The 18,831-nt window shown below is 48.5% G+C and carries 16 protein-coding genes and 1 pseudogene; 10 read left to right on the forward strand and 7 right to left on the reverse strand.

Annotated elements, in window-relative coordinates:
* Positions 1-531 precede the first annotated feature (531 nt).
* The 7 genes and pseudogenes from AC07U6_RS16695 (at position 532) to AC07U6_RS16725 (ending at position 8,589) form a co-directional block, all read left to right on the forward strand.
* Entirely contained in the window at positions 532-2,223 is a 1,692-nt protein-coding gene (locus AC07U6_RS16695; protein WP_494763863.1) for a ShlB/FhaC/HecB family hemolysin secretion/activation protein, read from the forward strand.
* Positions 2,224-2,562: 339 nt separating this feature from the next.
* Positions 2,563-2,976 (forward strand): annotated as a pseudogene (locus AC07U6_RS16700) (two-partner secretion domain-containing protein).
* Between the two features lie 27 nt (positions 2,977-3,003).
* Complete coding sequence (locus AC07U6_RS16705; protein ID WP_494763864.1) at positions 3,004-3,336, forward strand: hypothetical protein; 333 nt, start codon at positions 3,004-3,006, stop codon at positions 3,334-3,336.
* A 228-nt stretch (positions 3,337-3,564) separates the two neighbouring features.
* Positions 3,565-5,427, forward strand: coding sequence for a filamentous hemagglutinin N-terminal domain-containing protein (locus AC07U6_RS16710; RefSeq protein WP_494763865.1), 1,863 nt, complete (start codon positions 3,565-3,567; stop codon positions 5,425-5,427).
* 146 nt (positions 5,428-5,573) lie between these two features.
* Complete coding sequence (locus AC07U6_RS16715; protein ID WP_494763866.1) at positions 5,574-7,442, forward strand: filamentous hemagglutinin N-terminal domain-containing protein; 1,869 nt, start codon at positions 5,574-5,576, stop codon at positions 7,440-7,442.
* 219 nt (positions 7,443-7,661) lie between these two features.
* Positions 7,662-8,243, forward strand: coding sequence for an NAD(P)H-dependent oxidoreductase (locus tag AC07U6_RS16720; protein ID WP_200560208.1), 582 nt, complete (start codon positions 7,662-7,664; stop codon positions 8,241-8,243).
* 40 nt (positions 8,244-8,283) lie between these two features.
* Complete coding sequence (locus AC07U6_RS16725) at positions 8,284-8,589, forward strand: putative quinol monooxygenase (protein WP_494763867.1); 306 nt, start codon at positions 8,284-8,286, stop codon at positions 8,587-8,589.
* A gap of 20 nt (positions 8,590-8,609) precedes the next feature.
* Here AC07U6_RS16725 and AC07U6_RS16730 read toward each other — a convergent pair whose 3' ends face one another.
* The 6 genes from AC07U6_RS16730 to nudF all read right to left on the reverse strand — a co-directional run bounded on the left by AC07U6_RS16730 (position 8,610) and on the right by nudF (position 14,071).
* A complete protein-coding gene (locus AC07U6_RS16730; RefSeq protein ID WP_494763868.1) occupies positions 8,610-9,509 on the reverse strand; it encodes a LysR family transcriptional regulator in 900 nt (299 codons plus the stop codon).
* Positions 9,510-9,602: 93 nt separating this feature from the next.
* On the reverse strand, positions 9,603-11,498 hold the full coding sequence (gene parE, locus AC07U6_RS16735; protein ID WP_494763869.1) for a DNA topoisomerase IV subunit B: 1,896 nt from the start codon (positions 11,496-11,498) through the stop codon (positions 9,603-9,605).
* Positions 11,499-11,550: 52 nt separating this feature from the next.
* Positions 11,551-12,135 carry an esterase YqiA gene (gene yqiA, locus AC07U6_RS16740; protein WP_494763870.1) on the reverse strand — a complete coding sequence of 195 codons (585 nt, stop codon included), beginning with the start codon at positions 12,133-12,135 and terminating at the stop codon, positions 11,551-11,553.
* Between the two features lie 3 nt (positions 12,136-12,138).
* A complete protein-coding gene (cpdA, locus tag AC07U6_RS16745; protein ID WP_494763871.1) occupies positions 12,139-12,966 on the reverse strand; it encodes a 3',5'-cyclic-AMP phosphodiesterase in 828 nt (275 codons plus the stop codon).
* 47 nt (positions 12,967-13,013) lie between these two features.
* Positions 13,014-13,436, reverse strand: coding sequence for a DUF1249 family protein (locus AC07U6_RS16750; protein ID WP_494763872.1), 423 nt, complete (start codon positions 13,434-13,436; stop codon positions 13,014-13,016).
* 2 nt (positions 13,437-13,438) lie between these two features.
* Positions 13,439-14,071 (reverse strand): ADP-ribose diphosphatase, encoded by a 633-nt coding sequence (gene nudF / locus AC07U6_RS16755; protein ID WP_494763873.1) that lies wholly within the window; start codon positions 14,069-14,071, stop codon positions 13,439-13,441.
* 210 nt (positions 14,072-14,281) lie between these two features.
* Here nudF and tolC point away from each other — a divergent pair, with 210 nt between their 5' ends.
* The 3 genes from tolC (at position 14,282) to AC07U6_RS16770 (ending at position 17,745) form a co-directional block, all read left to right on the forward strand.
* Positions 14,282-15,688, forward strand: coding sequence for an outer membrane channel protein TolC (gene tolC / locus AC07U6_RS16760; RefSeq protein WP_494763874.1), 1,407 nt, complete (start codon positions 14,282-14,284; stop codon positions 15,686-15,688).
* A 212-nt stretch (positions 15,689-15,900) separates the two neighbouring features.
* On the forward strand, positions 15,901-16,578 hold the full coding sequence (locus AC07U6_RS16765) for a DUF1190 family protein (RefSeq protein ID WP_494763875.1): 678 nt from the start codon (positions 15,901-15,903) through the stop codon (positions 16,576-16,578).
* Between the two features lie 6 nt (positions 16,579-16,584).
* Positions 16,585-17,745, forward strand: a complete 1,161-nt coding sequence (locus AC07U6_RS16770; RefSeq protein WP_494763876.1) for a glutathionylspermidine synthase family protein — start codon at positions 16,585-16,587, stop codon at positions 17,743-17,745.
* Between the two features lie 56 nt (positions 17,746-17,801).
* Here AC07U6_RS16770 and ygiD read toward each other — a convergent pair whose 3' ends face one another.
* A complete protein-coding gene (gene ygiD, locus AC07U6_RS16775) occupies positions 17,802-18,587 on the reverse strand; it encodes a 4,5-DOPA-extradiol-dioxygenase (protein ID WP_494763877.1) in 786 nt (261 codons plus the stop codon).
* Between the last annotated feature and the right edge of the window lie 244 nt (positions 18,588-18,831).

Below are 18,831 nucleotides of genomic sequence, written 5' to 3' on the forward strand. Positions count from 1 at the left end.
CGGTGCTCCGGCCTGACAGCATCGCACGGAAGCCATCAACAGGTTGATATCTTGCCGTTCTCAGCCAGACAACTCCGCTCCACATCGCGGTAAGTTTGGCGAGGATAGTACCTTATCCGGTTAGGGCCTGTCACAGGGTTCAGTAGAGAGTGCCGCAGGTAATCGCATTAAAAATGAGCGAACTTAACAATTAAAAACATCAAAAATGAAAAATTAAAATTCCAAAAACATCTAATATAAATTAAAAATATTAGATTAATTACTATTCCACCGCTGACTTTCAACATCTATACTGCTGGAATCACTTAACACGAACCATTAATAAAATTAAAATCACATGGCTCAGCTATGCTTGGGCCTGCTTGCATTCCATCTGAAAAATCATTATTGCATTAACTAATCGTAATCTTTGATGACATTTTTTTAGTACTAATGTCGTTAACCGCACGAAAAAAGGCAAGGAAAGCCAGAAACAGTTCCAGAGTCAATTAAATTTTATTCTGGAAATGCGCGTTTTAATGGAGATTTATCGTGACACCCTATGTTTATAAATTTCATCACCTGGCGATTTTACTCATTTTTGTGACGAAAAGTGCATTTCCAGCCAATCCAGCAGCCAACATTCAGCAACAAAATGCTAATCAGCAAGAACAACAAAAAGCGCTACAGTCCCAGTTGGATACCACGGGTAAAGATGTACGATCGGAACCCGCTCCGGATATAAGAAAGGGGCAAAAATATCTTGATAAGCCCGATTGTCTAAAAATTAAAGACGTACAGCTTGATAAAGACGGTGCGGTCCCCCACTGGCTTCCATTGCAAAGGATTGCCAATCAGGCCGTTGGTCACTGTATGAATGCCAGCAATATCAAAACAATAGCAATTATCCTACAGAATAAACTGATCGCCTCGGGTTACATTACATCTCGTACTGAACTACCGGAGCAAAACGTTAAAGATGGCGATCTAAAAATTAAGATAGTTTCTGGTTTGATTGGGAATATTTTCTTGCAAGATGGTTCAGATAAATACGTTCGCGTAACCAATACATTCCCTACTCATAAGGGGAAGATTCTCGATCTCCGCGATCTTGAACAGGGGCTGGAAAATATGCAGGGCATTCCAACGACGGATGTGCATATTAATCTCCTTCCCTCTTCTGAAGAAGGAAAGAGCGATGTTGCTATCGACCGGTCGCAGCAGTCATTCTGGCGCGTGGCAGGCTGGGTTGACGATTCAGGCAGCAGAAACACCGGGCGATATCAGGCGGGGATCGCACTCTACCTTGATAACCCAACGTCATTAAACGACTTGTTTTACATCTCAGCATCGCATGACCTTCAGAACAGTCACACTAAAGGTAATAAAAGCACTTCGCTGAATTATACCGTACCGTTTGGATACTGGTCGTTTAATATTTATGCCAGTGAAAACAAATACCATCAGGCTCTTGTCGGGGACTATTCTAATTATCAATATCGCGGTAATAACAAAGTGGTAATGGGTAAGGTTAGCCGTGTTCTGCATCGCGGCGCACAGCAGAAAACAACATTTAGTACGCAGGTGATCAAGCGTGATGCGCACTATTACATTGGCGATACGGAAATGGAGTTACAGAAATTAAATCTGACTAACCTACGTTTTGATCTCGCCCATCGGCACTACCTTCGTAATTCGGTAGTCGATGCCGATCTGAGCTTCCAGCGAAATGTTCGCTGGCTTGGAAGTAAAGAAACGGCCAGCGCAAAGTATGGTGAAGCCAGTGATATTAGCAGGATCGTCACCCTGGATTTGCAGGCACTGGTTCCCTTTGAGCTCGCCGGGATGGCAATGAGCTGGCAGCCACGTTATTACCAACAGTACAGCCCGGATCAACTGATTACGCAGGACCAGTTCAACATTGGCAACCGCTGGACGGTACGCGGCTTCAACGGTGAAAACACGCTTATGGGGGACCGCGGCTGGTACTTTAGCAATACAATTAATATAGATATGCCCCAATCATGGAATAATCAGCTCTATATGGGGGTGGATTATGGAAGGGTTTCACATATCAATCAGGAGTGGGTTACCGGAAAATCAATTTCCGGCGGCACGCTAGGATTTCGTGGTGTGAAATGGAAAACCGGGTACGACGTTTTTGCTGGCGTACCTATTTCAAAACCTAAAGGACTGGTTACCGATCATCTTACGTTAGGGTTCACTTTACAATGGGTGTATTGACAAATAAAAAAACAACATCCTGGTTACAGAGTTAAATAAAAATAAGACTAACTGGCTTTATGTAAAGAACAGTGGTTCTGAGCAAGATAATTGCATGTGAAATTAGAATAAATGCAATACTATTTATAGAATATAAAAAATAAACCATAACATTACTTGCCATATTAAAATTATTTAAACAAACAAGGATTAGTTATGTTATCTATCAAAATAAATCATCAAAGCAATGCTGATAGTAGAATTTCAAAATTTTTCAAAGTAGCACCAGTTTGTCTGATGACATGGGTGATATTCGGTGGCATTTTTTCGGCAGAAGGTGCAGTGATTGCCGATTCGGGCATGGTAAATCGGCCCGGCATCCACGAAAAACCTGCCGGACCAACCATTGTTGACATTAACGACCCATCAAAAAACGGCGTTTCGCATAATAAATTCACTGAATTTAATGTTAATAAAAATGGGCTCATACTAAATAACAGCACAAGCGAATCCATGACTATTCTTGGTGGAAAAATAGCAGAAAACAGTAACTTATCAAATGGATCTGCCACGGTTATTATTAATTAAGTAGCATCCAAAAACATGACTCAGTTAAACGGCATGATTGAAGTTGCAGGTAAAAAAGCCAATGTGATTATTGCAAGTCCTTCAGGTATATCCTGCGATGGCTGTAGTTTTATCAATACGGAAAGAGGTGTATTGACTACCGGGAAAGTGGATATTTCTGATAATCCGTCCATTAGTGTTTCATAGGGAAATATTATTCTGCAAGGGGATGATTTGCAGGATCAATCTGATTACACTGCACTGATCGCTCGCACTATCAATATCGTTGCTGAAGAAAACCCCGCAAATAATTTGATGATGGTGGCTGGTGAAAACTCTGATGTTAACTATACTGATGGCATGCTAAAAAGTCGCGTAACCACAAATGGATTTTACAATAAAGAAAATGGTCAAATCCTAAGTAAAACAAGCGTTGCATTAAGTTCTAAAGGATTCTTTAGAAATACAGGAGGAATCACTTCAGTTACCGGAACTAAAGTGATGAGTAATTTCTATCGTGACGATGGAAAAATTGAAGGGAAAGTGGAAGTACAGCCTTACAAGTAACGATCACGCTCCTCACAGTTGGTGGGAGCGTATTTGATTTTCACCTTAAAAAACAAAAAACCTCCTACGCAAAAAATATAAAAAGCCTGTCATTGACATCCGCTATCAAAAGACAGGAAATATTTATCCACATTAAATAAATTACTATATATGTAATAATTAAAATCTTTAAAATAGGCGATAAGTACTGAACTCAAGTACTCATTCCGTAATATATGGAGATATACAATGAGCAACGGAAAATCATCTAAATTATTTAAAACATCAACGGTCTGTATGATGACGTGGTTGGCAATGGGGTATATCGCTACTGCACAGGCAGCGGTAGTTGTAGATATTAAACAAGCAGAACGCCCAGTAGTTAAAGCCAACACGAATGGTTCCGTCACTGTTAACATTAATTCTGCATCGCCATCAGGAGTTTCTCATAATAAATACACTCAGTTCGATGTAACTAAACAGGGTGTGATTCTCAACAATAGCAAAACAGATGTAAATTCTCAGTTAGCTGGTCAGGTTGCAGGAAACACTAAGCTTAGCGCCGGTGAAGCAAGACTAATTATCAACGAAGTAACATCAAATATCGCAAGCCAGCTTAACGGCCAAATCGAAGTTGCTGGTCAGAAAGCGGACGTTATTGTCGCTAACCCATCAGGCATTACCTGCAATGGATGCGGTTTTATCAATACCGGCCGCGGTACATTAACCACCGGCACTCCGACTATCGGCAACGATGGCAGCCTTACCGGAATTAATGTGCAAAAAGGGAAAATCATCATCAATGGTCAGGGGATGACGGATACTGCTGACTACACCACGCTGCTGGCAACAGCATTACAGGTTAATGCAAATGTCAATGCCAAAAATATCCAGGTGATGTCTGGTGTTAACAGTAATATCGTTACCTCAGGCGAAGAACTGGTCAATACTGGCGATACTAAAAAAACACCTGCCGTAGGTATTGACGTTTCCGCACTGGGCGGTATGTATGCGGACAAGATTACCTTAATGGCTTCATCAACTCTTGATGGTGTTCGTAACCGAGGAATAATTTCTGCCAATTCAGATCTCAACATTAATCTTGATGGCACGATTACTAATACTGCTGGTACTCTGGAATCAAAAACTGGTAGTGTGAGCCTGAACATAAAGCGTCTGAACAATACGACTGGGAAAATATTCGCTGGTAAGAATATCGACATTCTTACGGAAGATTCCCTCACAAACTCGAAAGGACTGATTGATGCCGAGAAGATGGTGGCTATTAACGGCACAAACGTAAACAACGATCGTGGTTATATTAGAGGAGAAGAAGTTAGCATAGTAGCTGGCACTCTGACGAACACCAACAGCAAGTCATTTGCTAGCAATCCTAAGGTGGTCAGTCAAGGCGGAATCCACGCTGAAAAAGACGTCAGTGTGAATACCAATGGCTTACTTAACACCTCTGCCGGTTGGATAAATTCTGATACAGGTAACATTTCCCTGGTATCAAACACTGATATGGTCCTGAACTATTCTCGAATTAACGCCAACAAGGATATTCTGGTGTCATCGAATACTCTTGACTACCCGGCAAGACCAAAACCAGACCCAATCGACGCACATCTGGTTGCTGGAAATGATATTAACTTTGTAGTTGGAAATCTTGGCAAGTTTGATAGAACAACCATACTGGATGCAGGTCATGACATTAACATCAGCAGCCTGGATGGACGCAATACAGGGACGTTCCTTAACTATGCAACACTCTCTGCAGCCAATAATATTAATTATGACCATGGAATCATCAATAACTATGGCGTATTAGATGCAGGAAATGAAATCAGCATTAAAACAAGCCAACTCCTTAACCATAATGTTATCAGTGGATATGGAAATGTGAAAGTTGATGCCAGTCAGTCTGTCTTTAATGATTATAATGGCATGATCTCATCCATGAAAAAGCTAACATTAAATGGACCAACCGTTAAGAATTACCGTGGTCAATTAATCGGCAAAACAGGCATTGATGTTTATGCTAATTCATTTACTAACACCGGCTATACATCAGGATCTATTAATCAATATCCATTAACCAGAGAACCGTAAATTTATTGACTTTAAAAAGCCCGCAGATACGCGGGCTTTTTGTTCATAAAACAAATGAATTACTATTTTTAAATAACTAAAGTTACATTAATATAATTAACGAATGGAAAAGGTGGTTAATCAACTCAATTAACAAGGAAAGAATAATGAGCATAATAAACTCATCATATGGATGTTATAAAAAAATGAAACTCAGTAAAATATCCCGTATCGCACCAGTATGTGTGATGACATGGTTATCTCTGGGTTATATTTCATCGACCAATGCAGAAATCATTGCTTCACAAAATCAAAGCAACATCCCAACCATTATCAATAACAGTAATCAGTCCACAACAGTAAATATCAACAGTGCATCATCATCTGGAATATCGCATAATAAATTTACGCAATTTGATGTTAATCAAAATGGCGTTATTCTAAATAACAATTCCAGTGAAAGTACGACGACTCTGGCTGGGAAAATTACTGGCAATACCAACATGGCGAAAGGCCCTGCGTCATTAATCATAAATGAAGTTATCTCAAACAACCCCAGTCAGCTAAACGGTATGATTGAAGTGGCGGGAAAAAAATCGGATGTGATTATCGCTAACCCTTCTGGAATATCATGCGATGGGTGTGGTTTTATCAATACCGGGAACAGCACCCTGACAACTGGAAACATTAAGATTCAGAATGACAAACTGACAAGTATTGATGTTAAAAAAGGTGATATCATCATTACCGGAAATGGAATGAATGATAAATCTGATTTTACTAATCTGTTGGCCAATACAGTTAAGGTCAGTGCAGAACTGCGTGCTAAAGATTTAAATATCAACGTTGGCAAGACGAATTCTCGAACAGCCGCAGAGCCAGGGACTGTGGGTATCGATATTGCGGCACTCGGCGGAATGTACGCAAATAAAATAACTATGGTAATAGATCAGGATGGTCCGGGGATCAGCAATAAGGGATTAATCTCCGCAGATTCCGAACTATATATTACAACCATGGGAACGATCAGCAATAGCGGAAAAATTAGCACCACCAGTGGTGATGCGAACATTATTGCAATGAATGTTGATAACACGTCTGGGTCTATCTCCAGCGCTGGAGATATTTTCATGATCGCCGCGGACGAACTCAATAACAACCGCGGGACTATTAGCAGTACTAAATCTATTATGCTTAACGGCAGCACCCTGGATAACACTTCAGGGTTAATTTCGGGTAATGATATCAGTCTGGTTGCCAATCAGATAATCAATCAGGATAGCAAAAAATATGTTATCAAGGATGAAGAAATCAGTGGTGTCAACAGCAAAGAAAATGTGACATCAGGTGGAATGATTGCAAAAGGAGATATTGCAATTAATGCGGGGGATCTGTTGAACAACAGTGCAGGTGTCGTTCATTCTGAGAACGGTACCGTTGCCCTGGCCTCTCAGCAGGATATCAACCTGGATAATGCTGATGTCTCCGCCAATACGATCAACATCTATGCGGAAGAATTGAAAGGTAAGGAGTCCGGTATTGTCTCGGGTAAGCTACTCGCTAAAAATGATATTATCATTGAAGCGAATACCCTTGGCGGATTCGATCGAAATACCTCCCTTGATGCAGGCAATAACCTGACTATCAGCAGCAATGGTAGCGATGAGAGTATCCAGTTCACTAATGAGGGTATCTTAAAAGCCGGAAAAAAATTCAGCTATGACCGCAGAGGTTCATTCGTGAACGCAGGAGAAATTCAGTCTGCTAATGAATTGGTCGTTAAGGCGGATACCATTGAAAATCGCAGCATTATCAACAGTGCAAAAAAAGGGTTGCTACAGGCCAGTACTTTATTGACGAACACCAGCGGAAAGATTTCTGCCGACGATAAGTTGATGATTAATGCTCCTGAAGTCTTGAATATCAAAGGAGAATTATCGTCAACTAACCCTATTGAAATTCAAAGCGATAAGTTTGAAAACACCGGAGAATCATCCGAGGTTACATTGAGCCCTTATCAAACACCCTATCAGTAAGGTTCAGCCTTACAACCGCTGAAGCTAAACGCTTCCATAAGCGCTATCGCCTTCGGCCCCGTACAACACTGCACGGGGCCGGTTCATTCGCTTTATCCCCCACCAAAACCGCTCCCGTATTGTTGCCTGCCAGGCAAGAGTGTTGTGATCCACACCACGTTTTATCCATCCATATGCTGCTGTAGACTTACATCAAATTCACAGAATCAGGATTAAGTCATGAGCCATATTTTAATTATCGATGCTGGTAAAACCTTTGCGCATTCTAAGGGTGAACTGAACCACACTTTGACCGGTATCGCCGCCAGCTGGCTGCGCGATGCCGGACATCATGTAGACGTCACGGTAGTGGATGACGGATACGTTGTTGCCGATGAGATTGAAAAATACCTCGCCGCTGACACCATCATTTATCAAATGCCGGGATGGTGGATGGGTGAACCATGGACCCTGAAAAAATACATCGATGAAGTCTTTACCGAAGGCCACGGCAAGCTATATGCCAGTGATGGGCGTACACGTTCAGACGCGGCGAAAAAATACGGCTCTGGCGGTTTGCTCCAGGGTAAAAAGTATATGCTGTCTCTGACGTGGAATGCGCCATTGCAGGCCTTTACCGATCCAGAACAGTTCTTTGAAGGCGTTGGTGTAGACGGCGTTTATCTGCACTTCCACAAGGCTAACCAGTTCCTGGGCATGGAAGGGCTGCCAACCTTTATCTGTAATGATGTGATTAAACAGCCTGATATTGCAGGAGACATCTCCCGTTATCGGACCCATCTGAGCACAATCTTTGCTTAACTTAGTCTGTTATTTCGATTCATCGATCTGAGGAAGCGCTATGTTGACCGTTGTTGCTGAAATTTGTATCAAACCGGGCCGCCGCACCGCCGTACTTGAGGCGATCGAACGCCTGATTCCGCTGGTGCTTCAGGAAGAAGGATGCGGCAGCTATCAGGCACTGATCGATCATAAAGCGCAGGTGCCGTGGAAGCAGCACTCACCGGATTCGATTTTTATGGTGGAACACTGGGAATCTCTGCGCCATCTGGAGCAGCATCAGCAGGCGGACCATATGGGAACCCACCGCGCGATCATCAAAGATGATGTGGCCGACGTGAAGATTTTCGTGCTGGAACCCGCATAATAAGGCTGCTGGCGAGCGGCTTACAGCAAGTTTTTGCTGGCAAGCTGCTCGCTGAGATAGTCCAGGAAACAGCTAATCCGCGCGGCCAGCGTACTGTTGCGATAGTAAACCGCATTGATCGGGTGGCGCATTTCGCAGGTTTCCGCCGCCAGCACCGGCACCAGCTGGCCGCTGGCCGTCGCCTCCCGACAGAGAAAATCAGAAACGCGCACGATCCCCTGTCCGTGAAGCGCCAAGTGCAGCAGCGTTTCACCGCTTGATGCCCCTACGGTAGGTTTAATCTGCAGCAGCTCGCCATCCGCCTGGCGAATTGGCCAGATATTGTGCTGTTCGAGTTGACTGAAGCCCAGCAGGCGGTGATGCGCCAGATCGGCCACGCTCTGGGGCGTACCGTGCTTTGCGAGATACGCCGGGCTGGCCATGATCCGCAGTTTGCTGCTGCCCAGTGCGCGAGCGTGCATGGTCGAATCCCGCAGCTCGCCAATACGAATCGCAATGTCGGTTTGCTGCTCGAGCAAATCAATCACCACTTCATCGGTATTCAGCTCCAGCTCAATCAGCGGGTAGCGCTGAGTAAACCCGTCTATAAGCGGCACGATAACGTGCAGCATAAACGGTGAAGCAGCATTAACCCGTAGTCTTCCTGACGGAATTTCACGACGCTGTGCGATCTGTTCTTCGGCAGTCTCTACGGAGGCGATAATCTGCCGGGCATGCTGCAGGAATATCTGCCCCTCTTCGGTCAGCGCAATGCGGCGGGTCGTTCGGTGCAACAGCGTAGTTTGCAGCTTGCTTTCTAGCCGGCTCAGCGCTCTGCTGATGCCGGAAGTGGTCTGATTTAGCTGCTCGGCAGCGGCGGTAATCGAGCCACAGTCAACCACTACCACCCACGCACGCAGTTCTTCAAGGGTAATTTTCAATGGGTCGGCCTTTGGGAGAAGAGGGAAACGACGTTTCTTTGCAGATTATGGATGAGCAGAAGCGGATCGTAAATAACGATCCGTTCCGGTGTTTTAGACTTCGATTTCGGCGGTATCGCCTTTTTCCTGCAGCCAGTTACGACGATCTTCAGAACGTTTCTTCGCCAGCAGCATATCCATCACGGCCAGCGTCTGATCCACATCAGTTTCGTCTACCGTTAGCTGTACCAGGCGGCGGGTATTAGGATCAAGGGTTGTTTCACGCAGCTGCAATGGGTTCATTTCACCCAGCCCTTTAAAGCGCTGCACGCCCGGTTTGCCTTTCTTACGCTTTAGCTGTTCAAGAATACCGGCCTTCTCTTCCTCATCCAGCGCATAGTAAACCTCTTTACCCAGATCGATACGATAGAGAGGCGGCATGGCGACATAAACGTGACCATTTTGCACCAGCGTGCGGAAGTGGCGGACAAACAGCGCGCAAAGCAGCGTGGCGATATGCAGTCCGTCGGAGTCGGCATCGGCGAGGATACAGATCTTACCGTAGCGCAGCTGGCTGAGGTCTTCACTGTCCGGATCGATACCAATAGCGACCGAGATATCATGCACCTCCTGCGAAGCCAGCACCTCATCCGAGGAGACTTCCCAGGTGTTCAGGATCTTACCTTTCAGCGGCATGATCGCCTGATACTCACGATCGCGCGCCTGCTTGGCCGATCCGCCTGCCGAATCCCCTTCCACCAGGAAAAGTTCAGTGCGGTTGAGATCCTGCGCGCTACAGTCCGCCAGTTTGCCCGGCAGCGCCGGACCGCTGGTCAGCTTTTTACGCACCACTTTTTTAGCGGCACGCATGCGGCGCTGAGCGCTGGAGATCGCCAGCTCGGCCAGCAACTCTGCCATCTGAACGTTATTATTCAACCACAGACTGAAGGCATCTTTCACGACGCCGGAAACAAAGGCAGCACACTGACGCGATGACAGACGCTCTTTTGTCTGACCGGCGAACTGTGGGTCCTGCATTTTTACCGACAGCACGTAAGCACAACGATCCCAGATATCTTCCGCCGAAAGTTTAACCCCGCGCGGCAGGATATTGCGGAATTCACAAAACTCACGCATTGCGTCCAGCAAGCCCTGCCGTAGACCGTTAACGTGCGTACCGCCCTGCATGGTCGGGATCAGGTTAACGTAGCTTTCCGCCAGCAGTTCACCGCCTTCCGGTAGCCAGAGCAGCGCCCAGTCAACCGCTTCAACGTCACCGGAAAACGCGCCGACAAACGGTTTTTCCGGCAGCAGTGGCAGGCCGTTAACCGCTTCCATCAGATAGTCGGTCAGGCCATCAGCATAGCACCAGGTTTGCTCAGTGTTGTTAACCTTATCTTTAAAGACGATCTCAACACCCGGGCAAAGCACCGCTTTCGCCTTCAGCAGGTGGCTGAGGCGCGATACAGAGAAACGCGGGCTGTCGAAGAAGGATTCATCAGGCCAGAACTGCACGCGGGTACCGGTATTGCGTTTGCCTACTGTGCCCGTCACCGACAGGTCCTGTACCTTGTCGCCGTTTTCAAACGCCATTTCGTAGACTTCGCCGTTACGGCGAACGGTCACTTCCACGCGTTTTGACAAAGCATTCACCACCGAGATACCCACGCCGTGCAGGCCGCCGGAGAACTGATAGTTTTTGTTGGAGAATTTACCACCGGCATGCAGGCGACAGAAAATCAGCTCAACGGCCGGTACGCCCTCTTCGGGATGGATATCCACCGGCATACCGCGCCCGTCGTCGATAACTTCCAGCGACTGATCGGCGTGCAGAATCACTTCCACACGTTTAGCGTGGCCGGCCAGCGCTTCATCCACGCTGTTATCGATCACTTCCTGACCTAAATGGTTAGGCCGCGCAGTATCGGTATACATACCCGGGCGGCGACGCACGGGTTCAAGGCCGCTGAGAACCTCAATGGAATCAGCGTTATAGCTGGATTGAGTCATGGTAACAATCTGAATTAGTGGCTAAATATGATTGCCTAAACTCCGTCTGATTTTACTCTTGCCGGGTTAGTCCCAGAAAATCAAACATAGCGGAGAAATGGCGTTCGAATCCGATAAAAGCATGATTTCCGCCCTCTTCTACCGTCTGGCGACAGGCGCTGTAATAATCCAGGGCCTGACGGTAGTCGAGCACTTCATCACCCGTCTGTTGCAGCAGCCAGATCAAATCCGGCGACTCTAACGGGTCAATCTGCATCACTTTTAGATCGTAAATATGGCGCGACTCTAACACATATTGCTGGCCGGTGTAGGGGTTCTGATTTTCCCCGAGGAAATCTACCAGTAGCTCAAACGGCCTGACGGCGGGATTCACCACCACCGCAGGCAGGGTAAAACACTGGGAAAGCCAGGTCGCATAATATCCGCCAAGCGATGAACCGATAATGCCCAGCGGCTCCCCTGGCGCCTGCATTACGATATTTTCCAACAGTGCCGCTGCATCAGCCGGATAGGCAGGGAGTTGCGGAACCAGTAAATTGATCGACGGGTGATGCTCCCTCAGCCAGCGACCGAACGCGGTCGCTTTAGCCGAACGGGGTGAGCTGTTAAAACCGTGGAGGTAGAGCAGCGTCGCCATCGATCAATAGCCTTCCGAATCCAGGTCCGGGCTGAAAATTCGCGTTGTCAGTCTGCAAACTTCGGTTTCTACACGGCCATCATCGAACAAATTAAGCCAGCGCCAGCCGGGGGATTCAGCGTCAATAGTAAAGTTGGTGCAGTGCGGCTTAAACTGTACGCAGGTTGAAGGAGAAGCCAGCACACGTCGGCCCTGCCATTCAAGGTCCAGCTCCTGATGAATATGGCCACACAGTAGCGTTTTCGCCAGTGGATAGCGCTGTAGTACCGCGTCCAGCATATGTGGATTTCGCAGGCCGTGCTGATCGAGCCACGTACAGCCAGAAGGCAGAGGATGATGGTGAAGTAGTACCAGCGTATGCCGATGCGGCTCCAGGGCCAGCGTTTTATCCAACCACTCAAGCTGATACTCACTCAGCTCGCCGTGAGGCACGCCAAAAACCTGGCTATCCAACAGTACAACCTGCCAGCAGTCGCCGATCAGGACGTGTTTTTCATCGGCTATGCTGGCATTTGCCAGTGTACTGAACATCGTCGGCTGAAAGTCATGGTTGCCGGGCAGCCAGACGCAGGGAGCAGGCAGACGAGCGATACCCTCAGCAAAATGCTGATAGGCTTCGGTAGTGTGATCCTGCGCCAGATCGCCAGTAGCGACGATCAGGTCATAATGTCGCCGTTGTGCTGCGATGGCTTCCAGCACCGCTTCATAACTGGCCCAGGTATTCACACCCAGCAGCGTTTCATGTTTGCCTGCAAAAAGGTGAGTATCCGTTATCTGTAAAATCCTGATACTGGACCCACTCGCCACAGGAAGTTTCAACAAGCTATCCAATCAAAGTCCTTAGGGTTACCGCTCTCTTAAAACACGTTGCAGCGGGTTCAACAAACCGGAACGGCTACCGCTCCATGTAATAAACAGTAGCGCAGCCATTCCGCCAGAAACTGGTTAATCTGGTGTTTTTCATCACGCTGATGCAGCTTTTTATTAGGATAATCATAGCGTGCTTTAAATCGATAGATCTGCTGTGTTGAACACACTTCCGCCACCATTGCATCGTGATAGAGCCTGACTGACATGGAAGGCAGGCACCAGTAACTCACGGCCGGGGCGGTTTGTTTAATCTCCACCAGCGTGGTATATCGCGTCGATTCCAAAATGGTAATTTGATAGCTGGCACCATTTACCTGGTACGCCACTGACACTCCGGTCCGATCGTCACGCGGTAGTAAACGGCGCAGTTGTGCAAAGTTAGTTTCGCACACGCGCATCATTTCGGGAAAGTCAGGAACGTAACGCTTCATCGTTAAGGCTTCCACTCATCACATAGTTGTTTATAGTGCAACTCGAGCCATTGTAAGGCAATGATCGCTGCTGCATTATCGATTTTCCCCTCTTCCACCCATTGATAAGCCTGACTGCGACTCACCACATGGACGAAAATATCCTCATTCTCTTCCTCCAGTCCGTGGTTTCCCTTCGCCACGCTGGCATCCACTTCACCAACATACACTGTCAATCGCTCGGTCGTGCCCCCCGCGCTGGACAGGTAATTACTGATAGGTTTGGTTCGCCCGGCGATCAATCCGGCTTCTTCAACGGCTTCCCGTCTGGCGACCTCTTCCGGGGCTTCACCTTCCTCAATCATTCCGGCTACCAGCTCCAGCTTCCAGGGGGTAGGGCTGGTATCCCAGGAGGCAATGCGTATCTGCTCGATAAGCACGACTTCATCACGCAGCGGATCATAGGGTAGCAGCACCGCAGCGTGACCACGCTCGAAAATTTCCCTGCTTACTTCACCACTCATTTCGCCGTTAAACAAGCGGTGGCGAAAGCGATATCGCTCCACAGAAAAAAAACCGCGATACAGCGTCTCTCGTGCGATAATTTCTACATCGTCTTTGGTAAACGTTACCGGGAATGTGTTACAGATTGCCATAGGAACCTCTCCTGAAATGATCGCAATGACGATAAGTGCAATATTAATACAGCCAGATTTGTAGTTTCTGAGGAATTATTTACGTAAATTAAAGCGAGATGGCACTTTCAGCCAACTTACCTTATCGGCACACTCTGCTAGAATCGGCGATAATTTTTTGGCCTACGCCAGCGCTACCATAGCAATTTTGCGGCACTACAAGGAATGCAAATGAACAAACTGCTCCCTTTACTCATTGGTCTGAGCCTGGGCGGCTTCAGTGTTGCCAGCCAGGCTGAAAACCTGCTTCAGGTCTATCAGCAGGCTCGTTTGTCTAACCCTGAGCTTCGTAGCTCAGCGGCCGATCGCGATGCCGCTTTTGAGAAAATCAACGAAGCCCGTAGCCCACTGTTACCGCAGCTCGGTTTGGGAGCGGACTATACCTATACTAACGGTTACCGCGATGCACGCGATTCGAACAGCGATACCAAAAGCGCATCGTTACAGCTGACGCAGACCATTTTTGATATGTCAAAATGGCGTGCGCTGACCCTGCAGGAAAAAACAGCCGGTATTCAGGATGTCAGCTACCAGACCGCACAGCAGAAGCTGATTCTGGACACGGCTACGGCGTATTTCAACGTCCTGAATGCAATTGATACACTTTCGTATACTGAAGCACAGAAGCAGTCAATTTATCGTCAGTTAGATCAAACCACCCAGCGCTTTAATGTTGGGTTGGTGGCTATCACTGACGTGCAGAACGCCCGTTCGCAATACGATAGCGTACTGGCCAGCGAAGTGAGCGCACGTAACGACCTCGATAACGCCGTAGAATCTCTGCGCCAGGTTACCGGGAATTACTATCCAAGCCTCGCATCACTTAACGTTGATCGCTTCAAAACGGACAAGCCGCAGCCGGTGAAAGACCTGCTGAAAGAGGCCGAAAGCCGCAACCTCAGCCTGCTCTCTGCACGTCTGTCACAGGATCTGGCTCGCGAGCAGATTCGCTCAGCCGAAACGGGTCATATGCCAACTGTCGGTCTGACCGCGTCAACCGGCCTGTCAAACAATCGTTACCATGGCGATCGTTCCACCGGCACAGACAATATCAGCGGAAGTAACCAGGTCGGATTAAACTTCAGCCTGCCTCTATACAGCGGGGGTTCTGTCAGTTCGCAGGTGAAACAGGCGCAATATGCATTCGTGTCGTACAGTGAACAGTTAGAAAGCGCCCACCGTACCACCGTGCAGACCGTCCGTTCTTCATTTAATAACGTGAACGCGTCTATCAGCAGCATTAACGCTTATAAGCAGGCCGTAGTCTCTTCACAGAGCTCGCTGGATGCCATGGAAGCGGGATATCAGGTCGGTACTCGTACCATCGTTGACGTGCTGAACGCAACAACAACGCTATACAACGCTAAGCAGCAGCTGGCGAATGCACGTTACAGCTACATGATTAACCAGCTTAATATTAAATCCGCTCTGGGTACGCTTAATGAAGAAGATCTCACTGCCTTGAATACCCATCTCGGCAAAGATATTCCCACCACGCCGGATGCCGTTGCACCTGAAAATCCAAAACAGGATGCCGCCGCCGACCGTGATTTGAGCCGTTCGGTTAAAGCACAGTAAATTATAAAGCCAGCGGTAATCCGCCGGCCAGTAATCTATAGAGAAGGGCAGCCCGTGCTGCCCTTCTGCTTTTCCAATGCAATTTGTAAGCCGGCCTTCACAATCAAACGTATAGCTTCGTAAAGATCCCCGTACCCTGCGGCCGCATCGCTTCATTTTTCACCGCCATTCCCCTATCCTAAGCACTATCTTTGGGCACAGGACAGAAAGCCATGAAACGGACTAAACAAATCAATCATGCCTCTTTTCGTAAAAGCTGGGGCGCACGCCATTTAACGCCGGTGGCCCTGGCGGTGACCGCGGTCATTATGCTGGCAGGCTGTGAGCAAACTGACGAAAGCGTTTCGATGTATCAAAATGCGGACGATTGCTCCAGCGCCAACCCGGGTAAATCCGAACAGTGCACCGTTGCATTCAATAAAGCGAAAGAAGAAGCCGTTAAGACCGCACCGAAGTACGCCAGCCGTGAAGACTGCGTGGCCGAATTCGGCGAAGGCCAGTGCCAGCAGGCTCCGGCACAGGCAGGCGTTACCACCAATGCGGAAAACCAATCCAGCGGCAGCTTCTGGATGCCGCTGATGGCCGGTTACATGATGGGCCGTATGATGAGCGGGGGTATGGGCCAGCAGCAGCCGCTGTTTAGCTCAAAAAATCCAGCCAGCCCGGCTAACGGTAAGTTTGTGGACGCCGCAGGTAAGAGCTATGGCCCGGCCGTATCAGGCCGCACGATGAACGTACCGAAAACAGCGATGGCGCCGAAACCTGCAACCACCAGCACCGTAACGCGCGGTGGCTTTGGCGAAAGCGTGGCGAAACAGTCCACCATGCAGCGCAGCAGTGCGTCCGGCAGCAATCGCTCCGGTACCACCAGCCGCAGCTTGGGGGGCTAACGCCGGATGAAACGCATCGCCATTGCCGAGCGTCCTGACTGGCAAGCAAAAGCCACTGAATACGGTTTTAATTTCCACACCATGTACGGCGAGCCTTACTGGTGTGAAGATGCCTACTATCAATTTACCCTGCAGCAGATTGAAACGCTGGAAGATGTGACCAGCGAAATTCATCAGATGTGTTTACAGGCGGTGGATTTGGTCACCGGTAGCGAAGAGCTGCTGGAGAAGTTTCGCATCCCTAAGCACACATGGGATTTCGTGCGGGAGTCCAGGAAAAGCGGCCAGCCATCGCTTTATTCCCGGCTGGACCTTGCCTGGGATGGGCACTCACCTGCCAAGCTTCTGGAGAATAACGCCGATACGCCAACCTCACTTTACGAAGCGGCGTTCTTCCAGTGGATCTGGCTGGAAGATCAGCTCAACGCCGGAAACCTTCCTGCGGGAAGCGATCAGTTCAACAGCCTGCAGGAAAAGCTGATCGACCGCTTTGCTGCTCTGCATCAGAAACACGGTTTTGGCCTGCTGCACTTCGCCTGCTGCCGCGATACCGAAGAAGATCGCGGTACGGTGCAGTATTTGCAGGACTGCGCGACCGAGGCCGGTTTGCCGAGTGAATTCCTGTTTATTGACGAGATTGGCCTGGGAGAAAAAGGCCAGTTCACCGACGTGAATGACCAGGTGATAAGTAACATGTTTAAACTCTATCCCTGGGAGTTTATGTTGCGCGAGATGTTCTCCACCAAGCTTGCCGATGCGGGCGTTCGCTGGCTGGAGCCGGGATGGAAGAGCATCATTTCCAATAAAGCCATGCTGCCGCTACTGTGGAAAATGTTCCCGAATCACCCGAATCTGCTTGCCGCTTACTTTGCCGAAGATAACGTGCCGCATATGGATAAATACGTGGTTAAGCCACTGTTTTCCCGCGAAGGCGCGAATATTCGCATCGTGGAGAACGGGAAAGAGATCGCCCGCGTTGACGGACCCTACGGCGAAGAGGGAATGATCGTCCAGCAGTTCCATCCGCTGCCGAAGTTTGGCGACAGCTATACGCTGATCGGTTCCTGGTTGATCGATGATCAGCCAGCAGGAATTGGCCTGAGGGAAGATCGCGAACTGATCACCCAGGATCTGTCCCGCTTCTATCCGCACGCGTTTATCGAGTAACCTTTCGGGCGAGGTTCCCCTCGCCCAATCTCAAAGCGGCAAGTAAGCCAGGCAGTTTAGCCCACCTGCACGGACAGCATACTCAACGACCCCATCACAATTCCATCCACAGGCACGGTTACCGCTTCATCCAGCGTTCTGGCACCCAGAACGTAGAGCAGCGGCAGATAGTGCTCGGGCGTGGGGTTGGACAGTGCCGCGCCATCATGCTGCATAAAGTTAACCAGCGGATGCTGGGCATCGTCACCCTGCCATGCCAGATTATCGCGCACGTACTGGTTAAACGACTCGGCCCACGGATAGGCTGGCGCTTCCCCCTGCCAGCGAACCATACGCAGGTTATGCACTACGTTGCCGCTGGCAACAATCATCACCCCCTGCTCGCGCAGTAGCGCCAGCTTGCGCCCCAGTTCGAAGTGATAGGCAGCGGGTTTTGTACCGTCAACGCTCAACTGTACCACCGGGATATCGGCATCAGGGTACATCTTGATTAATACGCCCCAGGAGCCGTGGTCAAAGCCCCACTCCTGATCGAGCTGAACGTCAACCGGCGACAGCACTTCCGCAATCTGGCGGGCCAGCGCCGGGGAACCAGGAGCAGGATAGCGCGTGTCAAACAATGCCTGCGGGAAACCACCGAAATCATGAATAGTACGCGGTTTCTCCATCGCGGTAACCGCCGTACCACGTGTATACCAGTGCGCGGAAACCGCAATAATCGCTTTTGGCTTCGGTAATGTTTCACCCAGTTTGCGCCAGGTTTCAGTATAGATATTCTCTTCCAGCACGTTCATCGGGCTACCGTGGCCAAGGAAGAGTGCGGGCATACGTTGGTGACTCATGGTCTTGCTCCAGAAGTGTTCGTTTAATGACGCTTACATTACGCCCATATGTATCGTGATGAACCTGGATAACCCTGATGAAGATATCCAGTTAATTTGAACAGAGACTGCAGAATGGATGACGGTTGACTGATGTACATCAAGGCCGGGGCTGTGACTGGGGACAGGCAGGAAGCAGGAAGCAGGAAGCAGGAAGCAGGAAGCAGGAAGCAGGAAGCAGGAAGCAGGAAGCAGGAAGCAGGAA

This window comes from Erwinia sp. GW821-FHT03D09 (assembly GCF_059420805.1).

Excerpts from the sequence above, each read along its gene's own strand:
- AC07U6_RS16765 (WP_494763875.1), top strand. The coding sequence starts at position 15,901 with ATGAAACGGACTAAACAAATCAATCATGCCTCTTTTCGTAAAAGCTGG.
- AC07U6_RS16715 (WP_494763866.1), top strand. The coding sequence starts at position 5,574 with ATGAGCATAATAAACTCATCATATGGATGTTATAAAAAAATGAAACTC.
- AC07U6_RS16710 (WP_494763865.1), top strand. The coding sequence starts at position 3,565 with ATGAGCAACGGAAAATCATCTAAATTATTTAAAACATCAACGGTCTGT.
- AC07U6_RS16720 (WP_200560208.1), top strand. The coding sequence starts at position 7,662 with ATGAGCCATATTTTAATTATCGATGCTGGTAAAACCTTTGCGCATTCT.
- tolC (WP_494763874.1), top strand. The coding sequence starts at position 14,282 with ATGAACAAACTGCTCCCTTTACTCATTGGTCTGAGCCTGGGCGGCTTC.
- ygiD (WP_494763877.1), bottom strand. The coding sequence starts at position 18,587 with ATGAGTCACCAACGTATGCCCGCACTCTTCCTTGGCCACGGTAGCCCG.
- AC07U6_RS16750 (WP_494763872.1), bottom strand. The coding sequence starts at position 13,436 with ATGAAGCGTTACGTTCCTGACTTTCCCGAAATGATGCGCGTGTGCGAA.
- nudF (WP_494763873.1), bottom strand. The coding sequence starts at position 14,071 with ATGGCAATCTGTAACACATTCCCGGTAACGTTTACCAAAGACGATGTA.
- AC07U6_RS16770 (WP_494763876.1), top strand. The coding sequence starts at position 16,585 with ATGAAACGCATCGCCATTGCCGAGCGTCCTGACTGGCAAGCAAAAGCC.
- yqiA (WP_494763870.1), bottom strand. The coding sequence starts at position 12,135 with ATGGCGACGCTGCTCTACCTCCACGGTTTTAACAGCTCACCCCGTTCG.
- parE (WP_494763869.1), bottom strand. The coding sequence starts at position 11,498 with ATGACTCAATCCAGCTATAACGCTGATTCCATTGAGGTTCTCAGCGGC.
- AC07U6_RS16725 (WP_494763867.1), top strand. The coding sequence starts at position 8,284 with ATGTTGACCGTTGTTGCTGAAATTTGTATCAAACCGGGCCGCCGCACC.